18 protein-coding genes are annotated in these 21,172 nt (G+C 65.4%); 10 read left to right on the top strand and 8 right to left on the bottom strand.

Annotation, left to right across the window (positions count from 1 at the left end; genetic code table 11):
* Positions 1-63: 63 nt before the first annotated feature.
* Complete coding sequence (locus ACGLHT_RS01705; protein ID WP_274078270.1) at positions 64-2,919, top strand: class I adenylate cyclase; 2,856 nt, start codon at positions 64-66, stop codon at positions 2,917-2,919.
* Positions 2,920-3,035: 116 nt separating this feature from the next.
* Here the strand turns inward: ACGLHT_RS01705 and rnk are convergent, their stop codons facing one another.
* The 3 genes from rnk to cyaY form a co-directional block, all read right to left on the bottom strand.
* Entirely contained in the window at positions 3,036-3,446 is a 411-nt protein-coding gene (rnk, locus tag ACGLHT_RS01700) for a nucleoside diphosphate kinase regulator (RefSeq protein ID WP_025341069.1), read from the bottom strand.
* Between the two features lie 146 nt (positions 3,447-3,592).
* Positions 3,593-3,817 carry a DUF1289 domain-containing protein gene (locus ACGLHT_RS01695; RefSeq protein WP_013974742.1) on the bottom strand — a complete coding sequence of 75 codons (225 nt, stop codon included), beginning with the start codon at positions 3,815-3,817 and terminating at the stop codon, positions 3,593-3,595.
* Between the two features lies 1 nt (position 3,818).
* Positions 3,819-4,151, bottom strand: a complete 333-nt coding sequence (gene cyaY / locus ACGLHT_RS01690; protein WP_004575827.1) for an iron donor protein CyaY — start codon at positions 4,149-4,151, stop codon at positions 3,819-3,821.
* 412 nt (positions 4,152-4,563) lie between these two features.
* On the opposite strand from cyaY, the gene ACGLHT_RS01685 reads away from it, so the two are divergent.
* Genes ACGLHT_RS01685 through ACGLHT_RS01660 form a run of 6 tightly spaced genes read left to right on the top strand, consistent with a single transcriptional unit; the run spans position 4,564 to position 9,189 of the window.
* Entirely contained in the window at positions 4,564-4,782 is a 219-nt protein-coding gene (locus tag ACGLHT_RS01685; protein ID WP_025341070.1) for a lipoprotein, read from the top strand.
* A gap of 9 nt (positions 4,783-4,791) precedes the next feature.
* Positions 4,792-6,039, top strand: coding sequence for a diaminopimelate decarboxylase (gene lysA / locus ACGLHT_RS01680; RefSeq protein WP_274119863.1), 1,248 nt, complete (start codon positions 4,792-4,794; stop codon positions 6,037-6,039).
* 4 nt (positions 6,040-6,043) lie between these two features.
* Entirely contained in the window at positions 6,044-6,874 is an 831-nt protein-coding gene (gene dapF, locus ACGLHT_RS01675; RefSeq protein ID WP_075046727.1) for a diaminopimelate epimerase, read from the top strand.
* Positions 6,875-6,887: 13 nt separating this feature from the next.
* On the top strand, positions 6,888-7,598 hold the full coding sequence (locus ACGLHT_RS01670; protein ID WP_015272252.1) for a DUF484 family protein: 711 nt from the start codon (positions 6,888-6,890) through the stop codon (positions 7,596-7,598).
* Positions 7,598-8,497 (top strand): tyrosine recombinase XerC, encoded by a 900-nt coding sequence (gene xerC, locus ACGLHT_RS01665; protein ID WP_013974746.1) that lies wholly within the window; start codon positions 7,598-7,600, stop codon positions 8,495-8,497. The genes ACGLHT_RS01670 and xerC overlap by 1 nt, the downstream gene beginning before the upstream one ends.
* Positions 8,494-9,189 carry an HAD family hydrolase gene (locus ACGLHT_RS01660; protein ID WP_025341074.1) on the top strand — a complete coding sequence of 232 codons (696 nt, stop codon included), beginning with the start codon at positions 8,494-8,496 and terminating at the stop codon, positions 9,187-9,189. Before xerC ends, ACGLHT_RS01660 begins: the two co-directional genes overlap by 4 nt.
* Before the next feature lie 231 nt (positions 9,190-9,420).
* On the opposite strand, the gene sutA is transcribed toward ACGLHT_RS01660, so the two are convergent.
* From sutA to glnK, 3 genes are all read right to left on the bottom strand, one after another.
* Entirely contained in the window at positions 9,421-9,750 is a 330-nt protein-coding gene (sutA, locus tag ACGLHT_RS01655; protein ID WP_013974748.1) for a transcriptional regulator SutA, read from the bottom strand.
* Between the two features lie 429 nt (positions 9,751-10,179).
* Positions 10,180-11,511, bottom strand: coding sequence for an ammonium transporter (locus tag ACGLHT_RS01650; RefSeq protein ID WP_025341075.1), 1,332 nt, complete (start codon positions 11,509-11,511; stop codon positions 10,180-10,182).
* Positions 11,512-11,557: 46 nt separating this feature from the next.
* Positions 11,558-11,896, bottom strand: a complete 339-nt coding sequence (glnK, locus tag ACGLHT_RS01645; protein WP_002555808.1) for a P-II family nitrogen regulator — start codon at positions 11,894-11,896, stop codon at positions 11,558-11,560.
* Positions 11,897-12,415: 519 nt separating this feature from the next.
* Here glnK and ACGLHT_RS01640 point away from each other — a divergent pair.
* Both ACGLHT_RS01640 and ACGLHT_RS01635 read left to right on the top strand, forming a co-directional pair.
* A complete protein-coding gene (locus tag ACGLHT_RS01640; protein ID WP_025341076.1) occupies positions 12,416-12,682 on the top strand; it encodes an accessory factor UbiK family protein in 267 nt (88 codons plus the stop codon).
* A 139-nt stretch (positions 12,683-12,821) separates the two neighbouring features.
* Positions 12,822-14,312, top strand: a complete 1,491-nt coding sequence (locus ACGLHT_RS01635; protein WP_137162651.1) for a YifB family Mg chelatase-like AAA ATPase — start codon at positions 12,822-12,824, stop codon at positions 14,310-14,312.
* A 109-nt stretch (positions 14,313-14,421) separates the two neighbouring features.
* Here ACGLHT_RS01635 and ACGLHT_RS01630 read toward each other — a convergent pair whose 3' ends face one another.
* Both ACGLHT_RS01630 and ACGLHT_RS01625 read right to left on the bottom strand, forming a co-directional pair.
* On the bottom strand, positions 14,422-14,790 hold the full coding sequence (locus tag ACGLHT_RS01630; protein WP_075046733.1) for a response regulator transcription factor: 369 nt from the start codon (positions 14,788-14,790) through the stop codon (positions 14,422-14,424).
* Positions 14,787-15,779 carry a response regulator gene (locus ACGLHT_RS01625; RefSeq protein ID WP_085615914.1) on the bottom strand — a complete coding sequence of 331 codons (993 nt, stop codon included), beginning with the start codon at positions 15,777-15,779 and terminating at the stop codon, positions 14,787-14,789. Before ACGLHT_RS01625 ends, ACGLHT_RS01630 begins: the two co-directional genes overlap by 4 nt.
* A 238-nt stretch (positions 15,780-16,017) precedes the next feature.
* On the opposite strand from ACGLHT_RS01625, the gene ACGLHT_RS01620 reads away from it, so the two are divergent.
* On the top strand, positions 16,018-21,066 hold the full coding sequence (locus ACGLHT_RS01620; RefSeq protein WP_274119864.1) for an ATP-binding sensor histidine kinase: 5,049 nt from the start codon (positions 16,018-16,020) through the stop codon (positions 21,064-21,066).
* Positions 21,067-21,172 lie beyond the last annotated feature (106 nt).

Here is a 21,172-nt window from a genome sequence, read left to right as displayed (position 1 = left end):
CTTATCCGACCCCGCCACTCAGGCTACACTCGCCACAGCTCCGCTGGCCTGCCCGAGTGCGCAATGAACCACCCCCACGAAATCCGCCCCGACCTGGACGAAGGCGTCGACCGCAAGGTCCTGGCGACATTGCGTGCGCGCTTCCTGCGGCTCAACCAGGGCCGGCTGCAGCGGGCCCTGGAGGGCCTGTCGACGCGCCAGCAACAGGTGCTGACGCTGCTGCCGCTGCTGTTTCATGTGAACCACCCGTTGCTGCCGGGCTATGTCTCCGGCAGCACCCCCGCCGGCGTATCGGGCTACGAGCCAAGCGCCGACCTGGTAGTCGAGGCCCAGCGCCTGGCCCGCTCGTTCACCTACAAGGCCCGCCATGGCAACCCGCCGCGGCCGATCCACGGCCTGTTCCTGATGGGCAGCCTGGGCTCGCTGGCCCAGGCCGAGCACAGCGACATGGACCTGTGGGTGTGCCATGCACCCGGTCTGGCCGACGAGCTGCTGGGCGAGTTGCGCCGCAAATGCCAACTGCTGGAGGCATGGGCGGAAAGCCTGGGTGCCGAGGCACACTTCTTCCTGATCGACACGCAAGGTTTCGCCCAGGGCCAACGCGAGGGCCAGCTCGGTTCCGACGATTGCGGCACCACCCAGCACTACCTGCTGCTGGACGAGTTCTACCGCACGACTATCTGGCTGGCCGGGCGCACGCCACTGTGGTGGCTGGTGCCGGTCTACCAGGAACACGATTACCACACCTATACCCAGACCCTGCTGTCCAAGCGCTTCATCCGCAGCCAGGATGCCCTCGATCTCGGCAACCTGGCGCACATTCCGCCCGGCGAATTCGTCGGCGCCGGCTTGTGGCAACTGTTCAAAGGCATCGACTCGCCCTACAAGTCGCTGCTCAAGCTGCTGCTGACCGAGGCCTATGCCAGCGAACACCCCGCAGTACGCTGCCTGAGCCTGGACTACAAGCAGGCAGTGTTCGCCAACCAGCTCGACCTCGACGAGCTGGACCCGTACGTGATGGTGTACCGGCGCATCGAGCGCTACCTGCTGCAGCGTGGCGAACACGCGCGCCTGGAGTTGGTGCGGCGCAGCCTGTACCTGAAGGTGAACAAGAAGCTCAGCGACCCGGCCCGGGCCAATGGCTGGCAACGCCGGCTGTTGCAGCGCCTGGCCGACGAGTGGGGCTGGGACGAGCGCCAGTTGGCCCTGCTGGACAGTCGCAACCAATGGAAAGTGCAACAGGTTGCCGTCGAGCGCCGCGAGTTGGTGGCCGAACTGAACCACAGCTACCGCTTTCTCAGCCAGTTCGCCCGCACCCAGAACGCCAGCAGCCGCGCCGACCAGCGCGATCTCAATGTGCTGGGCCGGCGCCTTTACGCGGCCTTCGAGCGCCGCGCCGGCAAGGTCGAAGTGATCAACCCCGGTATCGCGCCGGACCTGGCCGAAGGCACCCTGACCCTGGTCCAGGCGCCTAACCGCAAAGAGCCCGGCAGCCACCACTGGGAGCTGTACACCGGCAACCTGAGCCCCCATGAGGTGGACCACTTCAGCCCGCTCAAGCGTTGCCGCGAACTGCTCGAACTGCTGACCTGGGCCCATCGCAACGGGGTGATCGACAGCAGCACGCGCCTGGCGCTGCACCCGGGTGTCAGCGACCTCAGCGAATTCGAGCTGTTCAACCTGGTCGGCTGCCTGCAGCAGAGCATCCCCCTGCCCTTGCCGACCGTCAGCGAAGTGCGCCTGCTGCAACCCAGCGTTGCCGACGAGGTGCTGCTGCTGGTCAACGTCGCCATCGACCCACTGCGCCACCACCGCGACCTGAACATCCTGATGACCACCGAGCGTACCGACTCGTTGAGCTATGCAGGCGTGCGCGAAAACCTGGTCCTGACCCTGGACCAGGTCACCCTCAACAGCTGGAACGAGGTATTGGTCCAGCGCTATGACGGCGAGCACGCGCTGGTGCGCTGCCTGCGCGACTTCCTCAACAGCCCCGTGCTGCGCGGCCACCGGCCGAGGGTGCGGGTGCGCTGCTTCTGCCACAGCCGCGCCCAAGCCATCGGCCAACGCGTGGAGGAAATCTTCGACACCGTGCAGCTGCTGCTGGACCAGGGCCTGAACCACCGCTACCTGCTGCAGGTGGCCCAGCACACCCATGTGCTGGAGCTGCTGGCCGGGCATGTCGGCCTCACCACCTTGGCCGAGCACGAGGCACTGCTGGACCACCTGGGCGAAGAGCGTAGCGCCTACAGCCCGCTATACCTGGATGCCAACGCCCTGCAGGACCACGACCTGCACCTGGTGCTGGAGCAGGGCCGGCCGGCCTGCATCCAGGTGTTCTACCGCCTGCAGGGTGGCTGGGCCGAGCTGTACGTGCTGGATGAATACAATGCCCTGTGGCAGCAACGCCTGCCCCTGCACGACGAAGCCCACCTGCTGTTGCCGCTGCAGCGCTTTCTGCGCTCGGTGGTGATGCGCCGTGATGCCCGGCTGCCGCTGGACACCCAGCGCGCGGCCTCACTGGACATCCACTACGCGCAACTGTTGCCTTCCGGGCCAGGCAAGGCGCGCAGCATCGAGCCGCGCCAGGCCCCGCTCGAGGGTAGCGACCAGCCTTACTATGAGGTGCAGGCGATCATCCAGGCCGGGGTGGCGGGTGCGGCGCACGTGACGCTGTATTGCGACCAGCAGGAGTTTTCCGAACTGGAGCATGGTGAACAGCTATATGCGGTAGCGGCCCGGCAAATCCTCGGGCAGCGACGTGGTGCAGGACAGTACCGCTGCTACATCACTGACCTGGATTTGTCCGAGTTGCTGGATGACCAGCTGGGGTCGACGCAGCTGTACCTGCGCTACAAGCGGGAGCTGGAGCAGGCTTTGAATGAGGGGTTGGAGCAGGTTTTGGCAGAAGGATCCTGAGTTGCCGGGGGACACATGTGGGAGCGGGTTCACCCGCGAACACCGGCGAAGCCGGTGCCATACACCGCGTCGCCTTCTTCGCGGGTAAACCCGCTCCCACAGCGGCCCCCTGGCCCTTACAGGTCGAAATCGCCCGCCGCTTCCGGCTGGTATTCCACTTCCAGCAGCTTCAGCTTGAGGGTCTTGCCCCCCGGGGCCGGCCAGTCGATCTGCGCGCCCACCGACAACCCCAGCAAGGCGCAACCGATCGGCGCCAGGATCGAGACCTTGCCTTCCGGCCCGGCATCCTTCGGGTACACCAGGGTCAGATGGTAGTCCTTGCCGCTGGCTTCCTCACGGCAGTGCACGCGCGAGTTCATGGTCACCACGCCAGCCGGGACTTCCTCGTGACCGACCACCTGCTCGGCGCGGTCCAGCTCGTCCTGCAGGGCGAGCACACCCGGCGTACTCTCGTCGAGGCTGTCGATCAGACGCTCCAGACGTTGTACGTCCAATCGGGTGAGGATGAGGGAAGGCTTGGTGCTCATGATCCAGTCAGACTCCTTTGAACAGGCGGTTTTCATCGTGCAGATAAAGCAAAACCCCGCCCAAGGGCGGGGTTTGTGAAGGCTTTGGCGTCACCGACGCAGAACCCGACGTTACCACAGCCGGGTAAATACTCAAGCCCCTGCGATCAGTGTGCCTTAGCCTGGTCGCGCAGGGCCTGGGCCTCGCGGCAGATCTGCCGGCGCCGTTCGTCATCGGCCGAACGCCATTCGCGGATGTGCTCGACATGCCGGTGGCAACCCGTGCAGACCCGCTGTTCGTCCAGCCGGCAAACGCTGATGCAGGGCGACGGTACTGCGGGGCTGACGTTGCTGTAGAGCGGCTTGGGCGGCCGGGCCTGGGTGCTGCTCATGTCAGATCTCGTCGAAGTCCAGCTTCTCGCCGGCCCGCTCCCAGACGATGCGCTCGAGCATTTCGCCCAACAGCTCTTCGCTCTTCTCGCACACCCACTTGCCGCTGTCTTCGTCGTAGTCGAAGTGGAAACCGCCGGAACGGTCGGCCAGCCACAGCTGGCGCAGCGGCTCCTGGCGGCTGAAGATCAGCTGGGCGCCGCCTTCGAACTTGACGGTGAGGACGCCAGCGGAGTTCTCCATGTCCAGGTCCAGGCCGCTCTCGTCGAACAGGTCTTCCAGGGCCTGTTGGGTCGCGTCGACCAGATCATGGAAACGCGCTTCACTCAAACTCATTGCAGGAACCTCGAAATTGGCTGCGTTACAGGCAAGCCCGGCAAGATACGGGCGCTTGCCGCCGAATGCAAAGGTTTAGCCGCTACCTTCACTTGCCCCTTCGCGGCTAAAGCCGCTCCTACAGGGCCCGAGACCAGTGCAGTAGCTGTAGGAGCAGCCTTGTGCTGCGAAGAGGCCGGCAAGGCTGCAGATATGTGTTGCCAGTACCGGCCTCTTCGCAGCACAAGGCTGCTCCTACAGTACTGCACATGGCGTGAGGCCGATGCGGTCGAGGTGGGAGCGGCTTCAGCCGCGAAAGGGCCCTTGCAGGCGGTAAGAATAGCCCGCCCGGCGGGCCGGCCCTTGCATAGGCAAGCCGTCGGTCGCTCGGTATACTCGGGCGCAATACTGCATATTTCTAAGGATTTCACCCATGAAGCGCCTGATTTCCTCCCTCGCGGCGCTGGTCGCTGTTGCCTGCCTCGTTTCGGCCTGCGGCCAGAAAGGTCCGCTGTATCTGCCAGAAGACAGCGATAACGGCAAAGCGCACAAGTCGCACCAGCACCAGCCAAAAGCCAAGCCGGCCCCGGTACAAGAGCAGCAGCCAGAGCCGGAGCTCGAGCCCGAGCCCGAGCAGTCGCCAGCGCAGTAAGGAAACCAGATGAACGCTTTCAACTACCGCGACGGCGAGCTGTTCGCGGAAGGCGTGGGCCTGTCGGCCATCGCCGAACGCTACGGCACCCCGACCTACGTGTATTCGCGCGCCCACATCGAGGCCCAGTACCGTAGCTACGCCGACGCCCTGCAACGCACCGAGCACCTGGTGTGCTTCGCGGTCAAGGCCAACTCCAACCTCGGCGTACTGAACGTGCTGGCGCGCCTGGGCGCAGGCTTCGACATCGTCTCCGGCGGTGAGCTGGAGCGCGTGCTGGCCGCTGGCGGCCGTGCCGACCGCGTGGTGTTCTCCGGCGTCGGCAAGACCCGCGACGACATGCGCCGTGCCCTGGAAGTCGGCGTGCACTGCTTCAACGTCGAATCCACCGACGAACTGGAGCGCCTGCAAGTGGTGGCCGCCGAGATGGGCAAGGTTGCCCCGATCTCGCTGCGGGTCAACCCGGACGTCGACGCCGGCACCCACCCGTACATCTCCACCGGCCTGAAAGAGAACAAGTTCGGCATCGCCATCGCCGACGCCGAGGCCATCTACGTGCGCGCCGCGCAGCTGCCGAACCTGGAAGTGGTCGGTGTCGACTGCCACATCGGTTCGCAACTGACCACCGTCGAGCCTTTCCTCGATGCCCTCGACCGCCTGCTGGTGCTGGTCGACCGCCTGGCAGAGTGCGGCATCCACCTGCGCCACCTGGACCTGGGTGGCGGTGTCGGCGTGCGTTACCGCGATGAGGAGCCGCCGCTGGTGGCCGACTACATCAAGGCGATCCGCGAGCGCGTCGGCGACCGCGACCTGGCCCTGGTGTTCGAGCCGGGCCGCTACATCGTGGCCAACGCCGGCGTCCTGCTGACCCGCGTGGAATACCTCAAGCACACCGAGCACAAGGACTTCGCCATCATCGATGCGGCGATGAACGACCTGATCCGCCCGGCCCTGTACCAGGCCTGGATGGGTGTCAGCGCGGTCAAGCCACGCGCAGGCGAAGGCCGTGCCTACGACCTGGTCGGCCCGATCTGCGAGACTGGCGACTTCCTCGGCAAGGACCGCGTGCTGAACCTGGCCGAAGGTGACCTGCTGGCCGTACAGTCCGCGGGCGCCTATGGTTTTGTCATGAGCTCCAACTACAACACCCGTGGCCGTTGCGCTGAAATCCTGGTCGACGGCGACCAGGCCTTCGAAGTACGCCGCCGCGAGACCATCGCCGAATTGTACGCTGGCGAAAGCCTGCTGCCGGAGTAAGCCCATGCTGCTGCGTTTTACCAAGATGCATGGGCTGGGCAACGACTTCATGGTCCTCGACCTGGTCAGCCAGCACGCGCACATCCAGCCCAAGCACGCCAAGCAATGGGGTGACCGCCACACCGGCATCGGCTTCGACCAGTTGCTGATCGTCGAGGCGCCGAACAACCCGGAAGTGGACTTCCGCTACCGCATCTTCAATGCCGACGGCTCCGAGGTCGAGCAGTGCGGCAACGGTGCGCGCTGCTTCGCCCGCTTCGTGCTGGACAAGCGCCTGACCGCGAAAAAGCGCATCCGCGTGGAAACCAAGAGCGGCATCATCGAGCTGGACGTGCAGAACGACGGCCAGATCAGTGTCGACATGGGCCCACCGCGCTTCATCCCTGCCGAAATCCCCTTCGTCGCCGACGAGCAGGCGCTGAACTACCCATTGGAAGTCGACGGCCAGGTGCATTCGATTGCCGCCGTGTCCATGGGTAACCCGCATGCCGTGCTGCGTGTCGACGATGTGCGTACCGCCCCTGTGCACCAGCTGGGCCCGAAGATCGAGAACCACCCACGCTTCCCGCAGCGGGTGAATGCCGGCTTCCTCCAGGTCATCGACCGCCACCGCGCCAACCTGCGTGTGTGGGAACGTGGTGCGGGCGAAACCCAGGCCTGCGGCACCGGCGCCTGCGCCGCCGCCGTGGCGGCGATCAGCCAGGGCTGGATGGACTCCCCGGTGTCCCTCGACCTGCCCGGTGGCCGCCTGCACATCGAATGGGCCGGCCCCGGCAAGCCCGTGCTGATGACCGGCCCGGCCGTACGCGTCTACGAAGGACAGGTTCGTCTCTAAGCGAGTAACCGCCATGACCGATCAGCCCCAGGTTGTACCCCAGCAGTCCGCCGAGCTCGATGCCGAAGCGGTGGTCGCCTACCTGCGCGCCCACCCCACCTTCTTCGCCGAGCACGACGAGCTGCTGATCGAACAGCGCATCCCGCACCAGCGTGGCGACAGCGTGTCGCTGGTGGAGCGCCAGCTCAAGCTGTTGCGCGACCGCAACATCGAGATGCGCCACCGCCTGTCGCAACTGATGGACGTGGCCCGCGACAACGATCGGCTGTTCGACAAGACCCGCCGGCTGATCCTCGACCTGCTCGACGCCGGCAGCCTGGAAGAAGTGGTGATGGCGGTCGAAGACAGCCTGCGCCAGGAGTTCCAGGTGCCCTTCGTCAGCCTGATCCTGTTCGGCGAAAACGTCGCGCCGGTCGGGCGCTGGGTCAGCAACGCCGAAGCGCAGCAGGCCATCGGTGCCCTGCTGGGCGGCGGCAAGACGGTCAGCGGCAACCTGCGCGAGCACGAGCTGGCCTTCCTGTTCGGTGAAGAACAGCGCCGGGAAGTGGGCTCCAGCGCCGTGGCTGCCCTGGAATACCAGGGCCTGCACGGGGTGCTGGCGATCGGCAGCCGCGACCCGCAACACTACAAGAGCAGCGTCGGTACCTTGTTCCTTGGCTACATTGCCGAGGTACTTGGCCGCGTTGTGCCACGCGTTACCCAGACCCTGCGCCCGGTACGCTGATGGAACGCCAGCTGGAGGCTTATTGCGCACACCTGCGCAACGAGCGCCAGGTGTCCGAGCACACCCTGCTGGGCTACCGTCGCGACCTCGACAAGGTGGTCGCCTACTGCAAGGAGCACGGCATTGCCGATTGGCAGGCGCTGCAGATCCAGCAGCTGCGCCAGCTGATCGCCCGCCAGCACCACCACGGCCAGTCCTCGCGCAGCCTGGCCCGGCTACTGTCGGCGGTGCGTGGCCTGTACCGCTATCTCAACCGCGAAGGCCTGTGCCAGCACGACCCGGCCAGCGGCCTGAGCGCGCCCAAGGGCGAACGCCGGCTGCCCAAGGTGCTGGACACCGACCGCGCCCTGCAACTGCTTGATGGCGGTGTCGACGATGACTTCATCGCCCGTCGTGACCAGGCCATCCTCGAACTGTTCTATTCGTCGGGCCTGCGCCTGTCCGAGCTGACCAACCTCGACCTCGATCACCTGGACCTCGCCGCCGGCCTGGTGCAGGTGCTGGGCAAGGGCGGCAAGGCCCGCGTGCTGCCGGTCGGCCGCAAGGCCCGCGAAGCGTTGCAGGCCTGGTACCGCCTGCGCGGCATCGGCAACCCGCGCGACCGCGCGGTGTTCATCACCCGCCAGGGCAACCGCATCAGCCCACGGGCCGTTCAGCAACGGGTGAAGGCAGCCGGTGAGCGCGAGCTGGGCCAGCACCTGCACCCACACATGCTTCGCCATTCCTTCGCCAGCCACGTGCTGGAATCGTCCCAGGACCTGCGCGCAGTGCAAGAGATGCTCGGCCATGCCGACATCGGCACCACGCAGATCTATACCCACTTGGACTTCCAGCACCTGGCCGCGGTGTACGACAGCGCCCACCCTCGGGCCAAACGCAGCAAAGGCACAGACTCATGAGCATCAAGCTGATCACCTTCGACCTCGACGACACCCTGTGGGATACCGCGCCGGTGATTGCCAGCGCGGAAGTCGTGCTGCGCGACTGGCTCGAAGCCAACGCCCCAATCCTTGGCGGCGTGCCGGTGGAGCACCTGTTCGCCATTCGCGAGCGCCTGGTGCAGGCCGAACCCGGCCTGAAGCACCGCATCAGCGCCCTGCGCCGACGGGTGCTGTTCCATGCCCTGGAAGAAGTCGGCTACAGCGAAAAGCATGCGCAGGAGCTGGCCAACGAAGGTTTCGAAGTATTCCTGCATGCCCGCCACCAGGTGGAGATCTTCCCGGAGGTGCAGCCGGTGCTGGAGATCCTGCGCCATCACTACACCTTGGGCGTGGTCACCAACGGCAATGCCGACGTGAGCCGGCTGGGGCTGGCGGACTATTTCCGCTTTGCCCTGTGTGCCGAGGACCTCGGTATCGGCAAGCCGGACCCGGCGCCGTTCCTCGAAGCCCTGCGCCGCGGTGCCGTTGAGGCCAGCGCGGCGGTGCACATCGGTGACCACCCGGGCGATGACATCGCCGGCGCCCAGCGTGCCGGGCTGCGCGCGGTGTGGTTCAACCCGCAGGGCAAGGCGTGGGTAGGCGAACAGGCGCCTGATGCCGAGATCCAGCGCCTGTCGCAGTTACCCGACATCCTCGCGCGCTGGCGCTGACAGGTACTGCACAGCCCTCGAAGCCTGCGCGGCCCGTTGTAGGAGCGGCCTTGTGTCGCGAAAGGGCTGCGAAGCAGCCCCAGCAATTCGTGCATCTACGCGAAAACCCTGGGGCTGCTTCGCAGCCCTTTCGCGACACAAGGCCGCTCCTACAGGGACCGCGTCAACCTGGCCTGAACAGTAGGCACAAAAAAGCCCGCAGCGACGGCGGGCTTTTTTTCGATCAGCCACTCAGATAGGGCGGCTGCCGTACTTGTTGTCCGGCTTCTTGGGCGGGTCGGCGACCACGTTGGCCTCGACTTCCTGAACCTTGCCGCCGCGAGCGAGGAACTCTTCCATGGCCTTGGCCAGGGCGTCACGCTCCTTCTGCTTGGCTTCCATGCTCGGCATCTCGTCTACCGAGACCGCGGCCTTGGATTTGCCCTTGGCAGCGGGTGCCGGGCTGCTGTCGTCATCGCCAGCGTCTTCGGCGCCGTCATCAGCTGCCGCTTCGAGGCCTTCATCGCCCTCGTCTTCGTCGCCTACTTCGAGGTCATCATTTTCCAGATCGTCGTCGCTCATGTTCTACCTCATGACTTGCGAAAAGCAGGTTAGTTATAGACCAGTGCAGCCGTAGACCGGCAGCCACCAGTGAAAATTCAACTGGCCGTGGGTTAGGCCACTGCCCTAGGGTCGGCGCTCCTGATGGGAGGCGGCACCCAGCAGGCCCTGCTCCTGGCAGGACCTGACAAATCCTTTAGCCCCTGCTGGCCACACGCTATTGGCAAGCCTAGCAAAGGCTGGCGAAGCGTGTGGACTACTCGTCAAACACCCTTCGGCGCGCATTCTAGCGCGCCAGCAGAAAAAGCAAAGCACCATGAATGCTCTGCGTTTTGTAAGATTTCCGCCTACGTCGCGAACGTGTCGGATAAACCGTTTGCCGTGCGGGAAATGCTAAAAATCTGGCAAAAAAATGCCCGGCAAGCCGGGCAAGTTTTTACCGCGTCGCAGTTACAGGTTGTAGCCGCGCTCGTTGTGCTGAGCCAGGTCGAGGCCGACCGACTCTTCTTCTTCGCTGACCCGCAGGCCCATCACTACATCCAGCACCTTGAGGATCACGTAGGTGACGATGGCGGTGTAGACCACGGTGAAGATCACGCCCTTGGCCTGGATCCAGACCTGCATGCCGATGTCGGTGACGGCACCGAAGCCGCCCAATGCCGGGGCTGCGAACACGCCGGTGAGGATGGCGCCGATGATACCGCCGATGCCGTGCACGCCGAAGGCGTCCAGCGAGTCGTCATAGCCCAGCTTGCGTTTGAGGCTGGTGGCGCAGAAGTAGCAGACCACACCCGAGACCAGGCCGATCACCAGGGCACCCATCGGGCCTACGGTGCCGGCAGCCGGGGTGATGGCGACCAGGCCGGCGACCACGCCCGAAGCGATACCCAGGGCGCTCGGCTTACCGTGGCCGATCCACTCGGCGAACATCCAGCCCAGGGCCGCGGCGGCGGTGGCAATCTGGGTCACCAGCATGGCCATGCCGGCGGTGCCGTTGGCGGCAGCGGCAGAGCCCGCGTTGAAGCCGAACCAGCCGATCCACAGCATGGCCGCGCCCATCAGGGTGTAGCCCAGGTTGTGCGGGGCCATCGGGGTGGTCGGGTAGCCCTTGCGCTTGCCCAGCACCAGGCAGCAGACCAGGCCCGCGATACCGGCGTTGATGTGCACCACGGTGCCGCCGGCGAAATCCAGCACGCCCCAGTCCCACATCAGAGCACCGTCGCCGCTCCAGACCATGTGCGCGATCGGCGCGTAGACCAGGGTGAACCAGATGCCCATGAACACCAGCATCGCGGAGAACTTCATGCGCTCGGCGAAGGCACCGACGATCAGCGCCGGGGTGATGATGGCGAAGGTCATCTGGAAGGTGATGAATACCGCTTCAGGGAACAGCGCGGCAGCCGAGGTCAGGTTCGAGGGCGTGACGCCGCTGAGGAATGCCTTGGAGAAGCCGCCGACGAAGGAATTGAAGTTGAGCACGCCCTTTTCCATACCGGTGGTATCGAAGGCCATGCTGTAGCCGTAGACGACCCAGAGAATGCTCATCAGGCCAGTGATTGCAAAGCACTGCATCATCACCGACAGCACGTTCTTGGAACGCACCATGCCGCCATAGAACAGGGCCAGGCCCGGAATGGTCATGAACAGCACCAGCGCCGTTGCGGTCAGCATCCAGGCGGTGTCGCCGGAGTTCAGCGCTGGGGCAGCTTCCTCGGCCAGGGCAAGCCCGGGCATTACGAGGGACAATAGGGCTCCTAGCCCTGCGATCTTACGCAGAGTCATGTTGTTTTCTCCTGGGGCGTTGGGTTTGGTGAGGCTTTGTTGCTGCTTAGATCGCGTCGGTATCGGTTTCGCCGGTACGGATACGGATCGCCTGCTCCAGATTCACCACGAAAATCTTGCCGTCACCGATCTTGCCGGTGTTGGCTGCCTTGGTGATGGCTTCGATTACCCGATCAAGGTCCTTGTCATCGATGGCGACATCGATCTTCACCTTGGGCAGGAAATCGACCACGTATTCAGCACCGCGATACAGCTCGGTATGGCCCTTCTGCCGACCGAAGCCTTTGACTTCGGTGACGGTGATGCCCTGCACGCCGATTTCCGACAGCGACTCGCGCACGTCGTCCAGCTTGAACGGCTTGATGATGGCTGTGACTAGCTTCATGAAACTCTCTCCCGATTTGGTGGACTTGCCCCAGGAAAACAAACCCGTCTCAAGTCTAAGCGCAGCGCTTGGCTTTGTAACGCGTCGTCGGCATCCGGCTCCGCGTGCGCACTGCCTGGTCACAAGGAACTGCATCAGTGCATGGCTCGCAGTGGTCTTTGCAGAAACCTTGCCAGTTCCGTCAAAGCACGGGAAAACAGCGAGTTATGTGAATCAGTCGGGATTGGCCAGTCGCCAGCATGCGTAACATGCACAATTTCGGTGCATACCGACCTGGCGCATTGCTCGAAAAATGTGCAACCGCGTGGCGAGGGCGAATGATTTTTGTGGGAGCGGCCTTGTGTCGCGAAAGGGCCGCACAGCGGCCCCGGCAATGCATGCTGCGCAACCGATATCCCGGGGCTGCTGCGCAGCCCTTTCGCGACACAAGGCCGCTCCCACAAGGACCAATGTGCAATCAAGGGCCAGGTTCGCCCGTGTTACACTGCCGGCCATTTCCCAGTATCAGTGGACAGCCCCATGCTCGCGCCCAAAGCCCTTCTCGATGCCCTGAGCGACCAGGCCTCGCGCCTGTTCAGCAGCGATACCGCCCAGCCCCGCGCCGAACTGGAAAGCCAGTTCAAGGTGCTGATGCAAGGTGCCTTCAGCAAGCTGGACCTGGTCAGCCGCGAAGAATTCGACAGCCAGATGGTCGTCCTGGCGCGCACCCGCGCGCGCCTCGAGGCCCTGGAAAAACAGGTAGCCGAACTGGAAGCACGGCTGAATCCAGCCCCGCAGGATGAATGAATGCGCAAGGGCATGAAAATACAGGGTAACGCCCTAGCCTGAAAAACCACGACGCACACTTGTAGCTCCGGCCCGGGCCGCGCTGGCTATGCTTGCAAAGCCGCAGGAAGCGGCCCTTTTCAGCGACAACGGAGCGTCCATGTCCCTAGCCCTCGTCCACAGTCGCGCCCAGGTGGGCGTGCAGGCACCGGCGGTCAGCGTCGAAACCCACCTGGCCAACGGCTTGCCCCATCTCACGCTGGTCGGTCTGCCGGAAACCACGGTCAAAGAGAGCAAGGACCGGGTACGCAGCGCCATCGTCAACTCCGGTTTGAACTATCCGCAGCGGCGCATCACCCAGAACCTCGCCCCCGCCGACCTGCCCAAGGATGGCGGGCGCTATGACCTGGCCATTGCCCTGGGTATCCTCGCCGCCGATGGCCAGGTACCAACGGCCACCCTTGCCGAGGTCGAGTGCCTGGGCGAACTGGCACTGTCTGGCAAGTTGCGCCCGGTGCAGGGCGTGCTACCCGCGGCACTGGCGGCACGCGAAGCAGGCCGGGCGCTGGTGGTGCCACGGGAGAATGCCGAGGAGGCCAGCCTGGCAGGCGGGCTGGTGGTTTATGCGGTGGGGCACCTGCTGGAGCTAGTCGCCCACCTGAACGGCCAGGTGCCGTTGCCGCCGTATGCGGCCAACGGCCTGATCCTGCAGCAACGCCCGTACCCGGACCTGAGCGAGGTGCAGGGCCAACTAGCTGCCAAGCGTGCACTGCTGCTAGCGGCGGCCGGGGCACATAACCTGCTGTTCACCGGGCCTCCCGGTACCGGCAAGACCTTGCTCGCCAGCCGCCTGCCAGGGCTGCTGCCACCGCTGGACGAGCACGAGGCACTGGAAGTGGCGGCGATCCAGTCGGTCAGCGGCCATGCGCCTCTGAGCAGCTGGCCGCAGCGGCCTTTTCGCCATCCACACCACTCCGCCTCCGGCCCGGCGCTGGTCGGCGGCAGCAGCCGGCCGCAACCGGGCGAAATCACCCTGGCCCACCATGGCGTGCTGTTTCTGGATGAATTGCCGGAATTCGAGCGGCGCGTGCTGGAGGTGTTGCGCGAGCCGCTGGAGTCGGGCGAGATCGTGATTGCCCGGGCCCGCGACAAGGTGCGCTTCCCGGCACGTTTCCAACTGGTGGCGGCAATGAACCCCTGCCCTTGCGGCTACCTGGGCGACCCCACTGGCCGCTGCCGCTGCAGTACCGAGCAGATCGCGCGGTATCGCAACAAGCTGTCCGGGCCGTTGCTGGACCGTATCGACCTGCACCTGACCGTGGCCCGGGAGAGCACCACGCTGAACAACCAGCCCTGCGGTGAGACCAGTGCCGATGTGGCGGCCAAGGTAGCCGAGGCACGTGAACTGCAACAGCGGCGGCAAGGGTGTGCGAATGCGTTTCTCGACCTTGAGGGGTTGCGCCACCATTGTGGGTTGGCAGCGGCGGACCAGGCCTGGCTGGAGGGGGCCTGTGAACGGCTGACCCTGTCGTTGCGCGCGGCACACCGGTTGTTGAAGGTGGCGCGGACGCTGGCGGATCTGGAAGGCAGCCAGGCAATTGGCCGGGCGCATCTGGCCGAGGCCCTGCAGTACCGGCCGGGGAGCAGCTAGATCGCCGGGGCTGCCTTGCAGCCCATCGCGACACAAGAGACACCACAGTTTCAAGGGTTGTGGAGATCCCTGTGGGAGCGGGCAAGCCCGCGAAGGGCCGACACAGGCATCACTGGCTGCCCAGCAAAGCATCTTCAACCACCTTCAGCAGCACCTCTTCAGAAAATGGCTTGCCCAGGCAGACCAGCGCCCCAAGCGCCATCGCCGCCCGCACCGCCCCTTCATCCCAATGCGCCGACATGCAGATCACCGGCAAACGCCACTCCAGCCGGGCCAGTTCGCGCTGCACCGCCAGCCCGCTCATTCCAGGCATCCTCAGGTCGAGCAGCACACACCCCGCTTGCCGCGCCAGTGCCGAGGCCAGGAACAGGTCCCCTGCAGCAAACGACAAGGTCTCGAAACCTGCCGAACGCAGCAGGTTTGCCAGGCTTTTGCGCACCGACGCATCGTCGTCGACGATGCACACCGCTCTGCTCATGCGCCGCCCAGGCCTTCAGGCTGCGCCCCGATGACGTTGTGCATGGCCACCAGCTCCAAGAGCGAGCGGGACTGCATCTTGTTCATGATGTTCTTCTTGTGCACCTTGGTCGTCACCTCGCTGGTGCCGATCTGCTTGGCGATCTGCTTGTGCGAGAGGCCGCCAACCACCAGCGAGAACACCTGGCGCTCGCGCTGGGTCAGGCGCTGGTACTTTTCCTCGACCTGCCGCGCATGGTGCCACCTGCGTCCTTCGGCCACGGCACGCGTGCGCACCGCCTGCAGCAGTGTCAGCAGCTGGTCTTCGTCGAACGGTTTGGTCAGGAACTCCACGGCCCCGGCACGCATGGCCTGGACGGTCATCGGGATGGTGCCGAAGCCGGTCATGAACACGATCGGCCAGGGCAGCGCCAGCCGGCGCAGCGCGTCTTGTACCTCCAGGCCGCTGGTATCGGGCAGGTGCATGTCCAGCAACAGGCAGGCATAGGGGGTTTCCAGGCGGGCCTCGAACAACGCCTCGGCACTGGCGAACAAATGATGCGGAATGTCCTGCGAGCGCAGCAGGCGGCCTAACGCCGTACGCACCGACGGGTCGTCATCCACCACCAGCACCGGCACGTTCAAGTGCTCATCGAACAACTCGACAGTGTCGGCCACGGCGCACAGCGGCGATTTGCCCAACGCCTCGCCAGGCACCTCGAGGCTGATCTCGGCGGCCAGGCGGTAGCCCCGGCGCGGCACGGTCTGGATCAGGCCACGGTCACCAAAGGCCTTGCGCAGCAAGGACACCTGCACCTGGAGGTTGTTGTCCTCCACCACCGTGCCAGCCCACACCTGGCTGAACAGCTCGTCCTTGCCGACCACCCGGCCCTTGGCCTTGATCAGCGTCGCCAGCACCTCGAAGGCACGCCCGCCCAACAGGATCGGCTTGCCATCAACAAAGGCTTCGCGCCGCTCCAGCGACACCTGGGCATTACCTATTCGGATCATGGCTTCCTCGCGCGGGCATGGGCGTTTCCCAGCCCCGGGCAGCCTAGGCCAGCGTACGCCTTCAGACAATTATCCCGAGGGATAGGTTGGCCTGGGGACTATACAAAAGCCCGCCAGCCCCCAGGGGACGATAACGGACAACAGCGTGCCCGTTCCTGCCAAGCAGGCTGCAGGCCGCATCCGTGCTGGGCTCGCTGCGTATACTCGCGCGTCAGGATGTCGCTAGCAGGGGTGCCTTATGCTCGATGAACGCCTTGCCCACAGGCCCATCGATTACGACCAGACCGTCGACGAGGGCTGGCTGAACCGGTGCGACATCAGCGCGCTGGGCCAGGAAGGTGAGCTCAGCTACTTCCGCCTGCGCGACCCTGCCACCCACCAGGCCTGGATCGCCGTGCGCGCCCCGCGCGAGGCCCCCGCCGCCTGCCAGCGCCTGGAACGTGACTACCGCCTGCAACTCGACCCGCAGTGGGCGGTGATCCCCTCGGCGTTCGTGCGTTCGGCCGAAGGCCCGCTACTGGTGTACCCGGCCGGCCGCTCCATCGCCGACCTTATCGCAGAAGGCCCTGCAGCCCTGACGCCGTTTCTCGAGATTGCGGTAAACGCGGCCACTGCCTTGGCCCAGGCCCACGAACGCAACGTGCTGCACGGCGCGCTGCAGCCCGAACATGTGTGCCTGCACTCCAACCAGCGAGTGCGGCTGGGCTGCTTTCGCGCCGACCCGGCGGAGCTGATCAGCGAACAGGGCACCGCGCTCGGCAACTGGGCGTACCTGGCACCGGAACAGGTCTGCCCGCACGGCAGCAGCAGCGACCGACGCACCGACATCTATGCCCTTGGCGCGATCCTCTACCAGCTACTGCTGGGCGAATTGCCGCTAGCCGGACGCGACACCCAGCACTGGCGCCAGCTGCATGCCGGCGTGCAGCCACGAGCGGCCTGCGAAGTGGACAGCAATGTGCCGCAACCGCTCAGCAGGATCCTGGCCAAGGCCTTGGCCAAAGAGCCGGACGCCCGCTACCAGAGTGCCCGCGCCCTGGCGGTGGACCTGGCCCATTGCCAGCGGCAGTGGGCCGCCAGCAAGTCCATGGAGGCCTTCGAACCAGGCTGTGCCGACCCGGTCACGCCCGACCGCGCACGCCTGTATGGCCGCTGCGCCGAGCAGAAGGCCATCGCCCTGCTGCTCAAGGCCCTGCGCCGTGACAGCAAGCCACAGGCCCTGTTCATCAATGGGGCTACCGGCATGGGCAAGTCGAGCCTGGTCGAGGCAGCACTCAAGGCCAACGCCCAGGGTTACTGGGCCACCGGCAAGTGCAACGGCGTTGCCCAGGCCGTGCCCTACGCGCCCTGGGTCGAAATTCTCGGCGCGCTGACCACCCAGTTGCTGGCCCAGAACAGCCAGGACCTCGACACTCTGCGCCGCGAGATCCTGCGCCGCATCAAGGGCCACGGCCGGCTGCTCGGCAAGCTGGCGCCAGACCTGCAACTGGTCCTCGGCCCCCTGCCCGAATTGCCAGCCAAGCCCACACGCCTGGCGCTGCAGAAGGAGCTGCGGGCGATCGTCGAATTCCTGCAGGTGTTCAGCCGCCCCGGCCAGCCGCTGGTGCTATTCTTCGATGACCTGCAGTGGGTCGACGACGCCAGCCAGCAACTGCTGGCGCAACTGCTGGCTCACGCGCCCGGCAACCTGTTGCTGATCTTCGCCCGGCGCAATGATGCGCCAGCCAGCAGTACACCCCTTGCCCTGCCTGCAGCGGTGCGCAGCACCACGCTGAACCTGCGGCCCCTGGCGGTGGGCGCGGTGACCGAGCTGATCGGCGAGCGCTACCACGTCGGCCCCGAGGACGCATTGCAGGTGGCCGAGCTGGTGCACGACAAGACGGCGGGCAACCCGTTCTTCATCAATCAGATTCTCCGGGCCCTGGTCGAGGACCAGCTGTTCACCTTCGACACCCAGGCCATGCGCTGGTCATGGTGCCTGAAGGCCGTGGCCCGCCACCGCTATTCCGACAATGTCGCCGACCTGATGATCCACCGCCTGGCGCGCCTGCCAGAGCCGCAGCGCGACCTGCTGCGAGTGGCCAGCGCAGCGGGCAGCCGCTGCGATGAACGCCTGCTTCAGCAGGTGCTCTCTCAAGTGCCCGGCGAACCGTTGAAAGCCTTGATTGGCGCGGGTTTCCTGCAATCGGGCCAGAACGGCCTGGGCTTCGCTCACGAGCGGGTGATGGAAGCCGCGTACGCTCTCACGCCCGCGCGCGAGCGCGCCCAGCTGCATGCAAATATCGCCCTGGCCATGCGCCAGGCCTGGCCGGGGCGCCTGCACGAGGCACTGTTCGAGCTTGCCAACCAGCTGCAACGCGCCAGCCCATGCGGGTTTGCAGCGGATGACTGCGAAGCGTTCCTGCAGCTTTTACGCGAAGCCGCAGCACGCGCACGCGACGGCGGCGCTTTCGAACAGACAGCTGGCTACCTGCACACGGCCGAGCAGTTGCTGCACCACGGCGCAACGCTGGAAAGCCGCGCCACGCATGGCTTTGCCATCGCCTGCATGGCCACCGAGTGCGACATGCAACTGTCGCGAATGATCGCGGCCGAGGCCCGCATCACAGAATGCCGCCAGCGCGCTCGCTCGGCGTTGGACCAGGCGCGGGTGTGCCGCCTGCAGGCGCTGCTGTACACCTTGCGCGGCGACTATCAGGCGGCCATCGACAGCGCCATATCCGGCCTGGACTTGCTGGGTATAAGCCCGGTGCGGGGTGTCGACTGGCAACAGGTCGAGGCCAGTCATGCCCATGTACAGGCCTTGGTCGAACAGAAAGGCCGCCACTGCCTGGAGTCGCTGCAGCGCACCGATTCGGAGGAAGTGACGGTTGCCATCAGCCTGCTGGCCACCCTGTCGTCATCGTTTTTCGTAAAGGACGACATCTGCTTCCTGCACCTGGCCAAGCTCATGGAGCTGTCGCTGCTGCACGGCGTCGCCCCGGGCAGCACCTACGGCATGGCCTGGTACGGGGTGATGATTGCCGAGCGCTTCGGCGCCTACCATGATGGCCATGCTTGCTGCCTGGCTGCGCTCAAGCTGATAGAACGACACGGTTTCGACGCTGACTTGACCAGCGCGCTGCTGGCCCTGGACCAGGTCAGCGCCTGGACCTCGCCCATGGAGTTCGCCCGCCGCACCGCGTTGGATGCGGTCGATTCAGGGCGCGTGAGCGGTGACCTGGCGATGAGCTGCTATGCCTGCAACCACCTGGTTTCCGATTCGCTGTTCATGGGCCGCTACCTGCCGGACGTGGTGGAGGAACTGGCGCAAGGCCTGGCCACCGTGCGTCGCTACGGTTACCGCGACATCGAGCAGATCCTGCAGGCCCAGCAAGCGTTCGTCGCCAAATTGAGCGGCACGCCCTGCCCGGCCTCGGCCACAGCCTCGAAATCGCCTGCCACGCGGTTCTTCCAGTACCTGATGGCCGGCATGTGCGATTTCTACCTGGGCAACATCCCGCAGGCCATGCGCAACCTGGCACTGACCGGCGACAACACCTGGGCGGTACCGGCGCACATCAACCTGGCCGACTATCACCTGTTCCGCGGCCTGGCCCTTGGCAGCCCCGAGGCCATTGGCAGCCTTGCCGACAAGCTGCGCGAGCTACACGCCCTGCGCGAGCGCTTCGGCCGCTGGGCCGGCTTCAACCCGGCCACCTTCCGCAACAAGCTGTTGCTGATCGAAGGTGTGATCGCCAAGCTCGAAGGCGACGGCCTGGCCGCCATCCGCTGCTTCGACCAGGCACAGATCGCCGCCACCGCCGCCGGTTTCATCCACGAGCAGGCGCTGGCCCACGAACAGCTGGCCGAGGTATGCATCCCCAGCGGCCTGATCTCCGGCGCCAACCTGCACCTGCGCATCGCCCGCGACTGTTTCCATATCTGGGGCGCGACCGGCAAGGTGCACCAGCTGGAGGCTTTGCACCCGTTCCTGCGCACCCAGCCGATCCAGGAATGCCACCGCGCCACCCACCAGGCCAAGCTCGACCTGGAAGCCGGCATCGAGGCAGCACGGGCGCTGTCCGAGGAAGTGCTGCTCGAGGGCCTGATCGAAACCCTGATGGGCCAGCTGACCCAGCATTCCGGCGCCGACCACGGTGCGCTGCTGATCGTCAGCGGTGCCGAATTCCAGATGGCGGCCCTCGCCTACATCGACGACGCCGGGCTGCACGTGAGCATGGACGACTGCCAGAAGTTCATGACCCAGGCGCCGCTGTCGATCATCAACGCCACCATGCGCACCAAGAAGCCCCTGGTGCTCAACGATGCCCAAAGCGATTGCCCCGAGGCCTTCCGCCAGCAGTTGCAGGCGCGCAAGGCCCGTTCGGTGCTGTGCCTGCCGCTGGTGATCCAGGGCGTGCTGATCGGCCTGGTGTACCTGGAAAACCGCCTGGTCCCGAACCTGTTCGGCAGTCAGCGCCTGGCCATGCTGGAAATCCTCGCCTCGCAGGCAGCGGTGTCGCTGCAAACCGCCAAGTTCTACACACGCCTGGCCGAAGACAACCAGACCCGCGCCCAGATGGAGGCCGAGTTGCGCCGCTCCCGCGCGGAGTTGGCGCGCACGGCGCATCTGCAGGTGATGAACGAGCTGTCCGCGTCCATCGCCCACGAGATCAGCCAGCCGCTGCTGGGCATCGCCTCCAACGCCGCTGCCAGCCTGCGCTGGCTGAAACGCGCCAAGCCCGACCTGGAAGAGGCGATTGCCGGCCTGGAAGACATCCGCAACGACAGCGAACGGGCCGCCAACATCGTGCGTGCACTGCGCTCGCTGGCCAAGCAGTCACCGATGCAGCTCAAGGTAGTGAAGCTGGACGAACTGATCCGCGAAGTGGTGCGCTTGACCTCGGCCGATGCCGCCAAGGGCATGGTGGATGTGCAGATGCGCTTGCAGGCGGGGGTGAGCGTGATGGCCGACCCGGTGCAGTTGCAGCAGTTGGTGTTCAACCTGATTACCAATGGCCTGGAGGCGCTGGCGGGGTATCGCAGCGATGGGGTGCTGCGGATTGCGTCGGCGGTGGTCGGGGATGGGGTGGAAATCTGCGTGGACGACAACGGGCCGGGGATTGCAGCGGATGAGCGCGAGCGAGTGTTCGATGCGTTTCATACCACCAAGATCGGCGGCATGGGGATGGGCTTGGCGATCTGCAACTCGGTGGTGCAGGCCCATGGTGGGCAGTTGCAGGCGCTGGTGTCGGAGTTGGGGGGGTGTCGGGTTCGCTTTACGCTGCCTGTGAATCCTTCTTGAGCCTGTACCGGCCCTTTCGCGGGTGAACCCGCTCCCACAGGGATAGTGCACAGCTTGAGAACTGCACGGTTCCTGTGGGAGCGGGTTCACCCGCGAAGGGGCCGGT

Origin of the sequence: Pseudomonas sp. PsB (genome assembly GCF_043658375.1) — a bacterium.
GTDB lineage: Bacteria > Pseudomonadota > Gammaproteobacteria > Pseudomonadales > Pseudomonadaceae > Aquipseudomonas > Aquipseudomonas putida_Z.
Note: the sequence above shows the minus strand (reverse complement) of the source record. Positions and strands in the feature narration are given on the sequence as shown.

What these genes read in the sequence shown, in the direction of transcription:
- lysA (WP_274119863.1), top strand. Translation starts at nt 4,792, where the DNA reads ATGAACGCTTTCAACTACCGCGACGGCGAGCTGTTCGCGGAAGGCGTG.
- sutA (WP_013974748.1), bottom strand. Translation starts at nt 9,750, where the DNA reads ATGAGCGACGACGATCTGGAAAATGATGACCTCGAAGTAGGCGACGAA.
- ACGLHT_RS01705 (WP_274078270.1), top strand. Translation starts at nt 64, where the DNA reads ATGAACCACCCCCACGAAATCCGCCCCGACCTGGACGAAGGCGTCGAC.
- ACGLHT_RS01630 (WP_075046733.1), bottom strand. Translation starts at nt 14,790, where the DNA reads ATGAGCAGAGCGGTGTGCATCGTCGACGACGATGCGTCGGTGCGCAAA.
- ACGLHT_RS01650 (WP_025341075.1), bottom strand. Translation starts at nt 11,511, where the DNA reads ATGACTCTGCGTAAGATCGCAGGGCTAGGAGCCCTATTGTCCCTCGTA.
- ACGLHT_RS01640 (WP_025341076.1), top strand. Translation starts at nt 12,416, where the DNA reads ATGCTCGCGCCCAAAGCCCTTCTCGATGCCCTGAGCGACCAGGCCTCG.
- ACGLHT_RS01635 (WP_137162651.1), top strand. Translation starts at nt 12,822, where the DNA reads ATGTCCCTAGCCCTCGTCCACAGTCGCGCCCAGGTGGGCGTGCAGGCA.
- xerC (WP_013974746.1), top strand. Translation starts at nt 7,598, where the DNA reads ATGGAACGCCAGCTGGAGGCTTATTGCGCACACCTGCGCAACGAGCGC.
- dapF (WP_075046727.1), top strand. Translation starts at nt 6,044, where the DNA reads ATGCTGCTGCGTTTTACCAAGATGCATGGGCTGGGCAACGACTTCATG.
- ACGLHT_RS01685 (WP_025341070.1), top strand. Translation starts at nt 4,564, where the DNA reads ATGAAGCGCCTGATTTCCTCCCTCGCGGCGCTGGTCGCTGTTGCCTGC.
- ACGLHT_RS01620 (WP_274119864.1), top strand. Translation starts at nt 16,018, where the DNA reads ATGCTCGATGAACGCCTTGCCCACAGGCCCATCGATTACGACCAGACC.
- ACGLHT_RS01660 (WP_025341074.1), top strand. Translation starts at nt 8,494, where the DNA reads ATGAGCATCAAGCTGATCACCTTCGACCTCGACGACACCCTGTGGGAT.
- rnk (WP_025341069.1), bottom strand. Translation starts at nt 3,446, where the DNA reads ATGAGCACCAAGCCTTCCCTCATCCTCACCCGATTGGACGTACAACGT.
- cyaY (WP_004575827.1), bottom strand. Translation starts at nt 4,151, where the DNA reads ATGAGTTTGAGTGAAGCGCGTTTCCATGATCTGGTCGACGCGACCCAA.
- ACGLHT_RS01670 (WP_015272252.1), top strand. Translation starts at nt 6,888, where the DNA reads ATGACCGATCAGCCCCAGGTTGTACCCCAGCAGTCCGCCGAGCTCGAT.
- glnK (WP_002555808.1), bottom strand. Translation starts at nt 11,896, where the DNA reads ATGAAGCTAGTCACAGCCATCATCAAGCCGTTCAAGCTGGACGACGTG.
- ACGLHT_RS01695 (WP_013974742.1), bottom strand. Translation starts at nt 3,817, where the DNA reads ATGAGCAGCACCCAGGCCCGGCCGCCCAAGCCGCTCTACAGCAACGTC.
- ACGLHT_RS01625 (WP_085615914.1), bottom strand. Translation starts at nt 15,779, where the DNA reads ATGATCCGAATAGGTAATGCCCAGGTGTCGCTGGAGCGGCGCGAAGCC.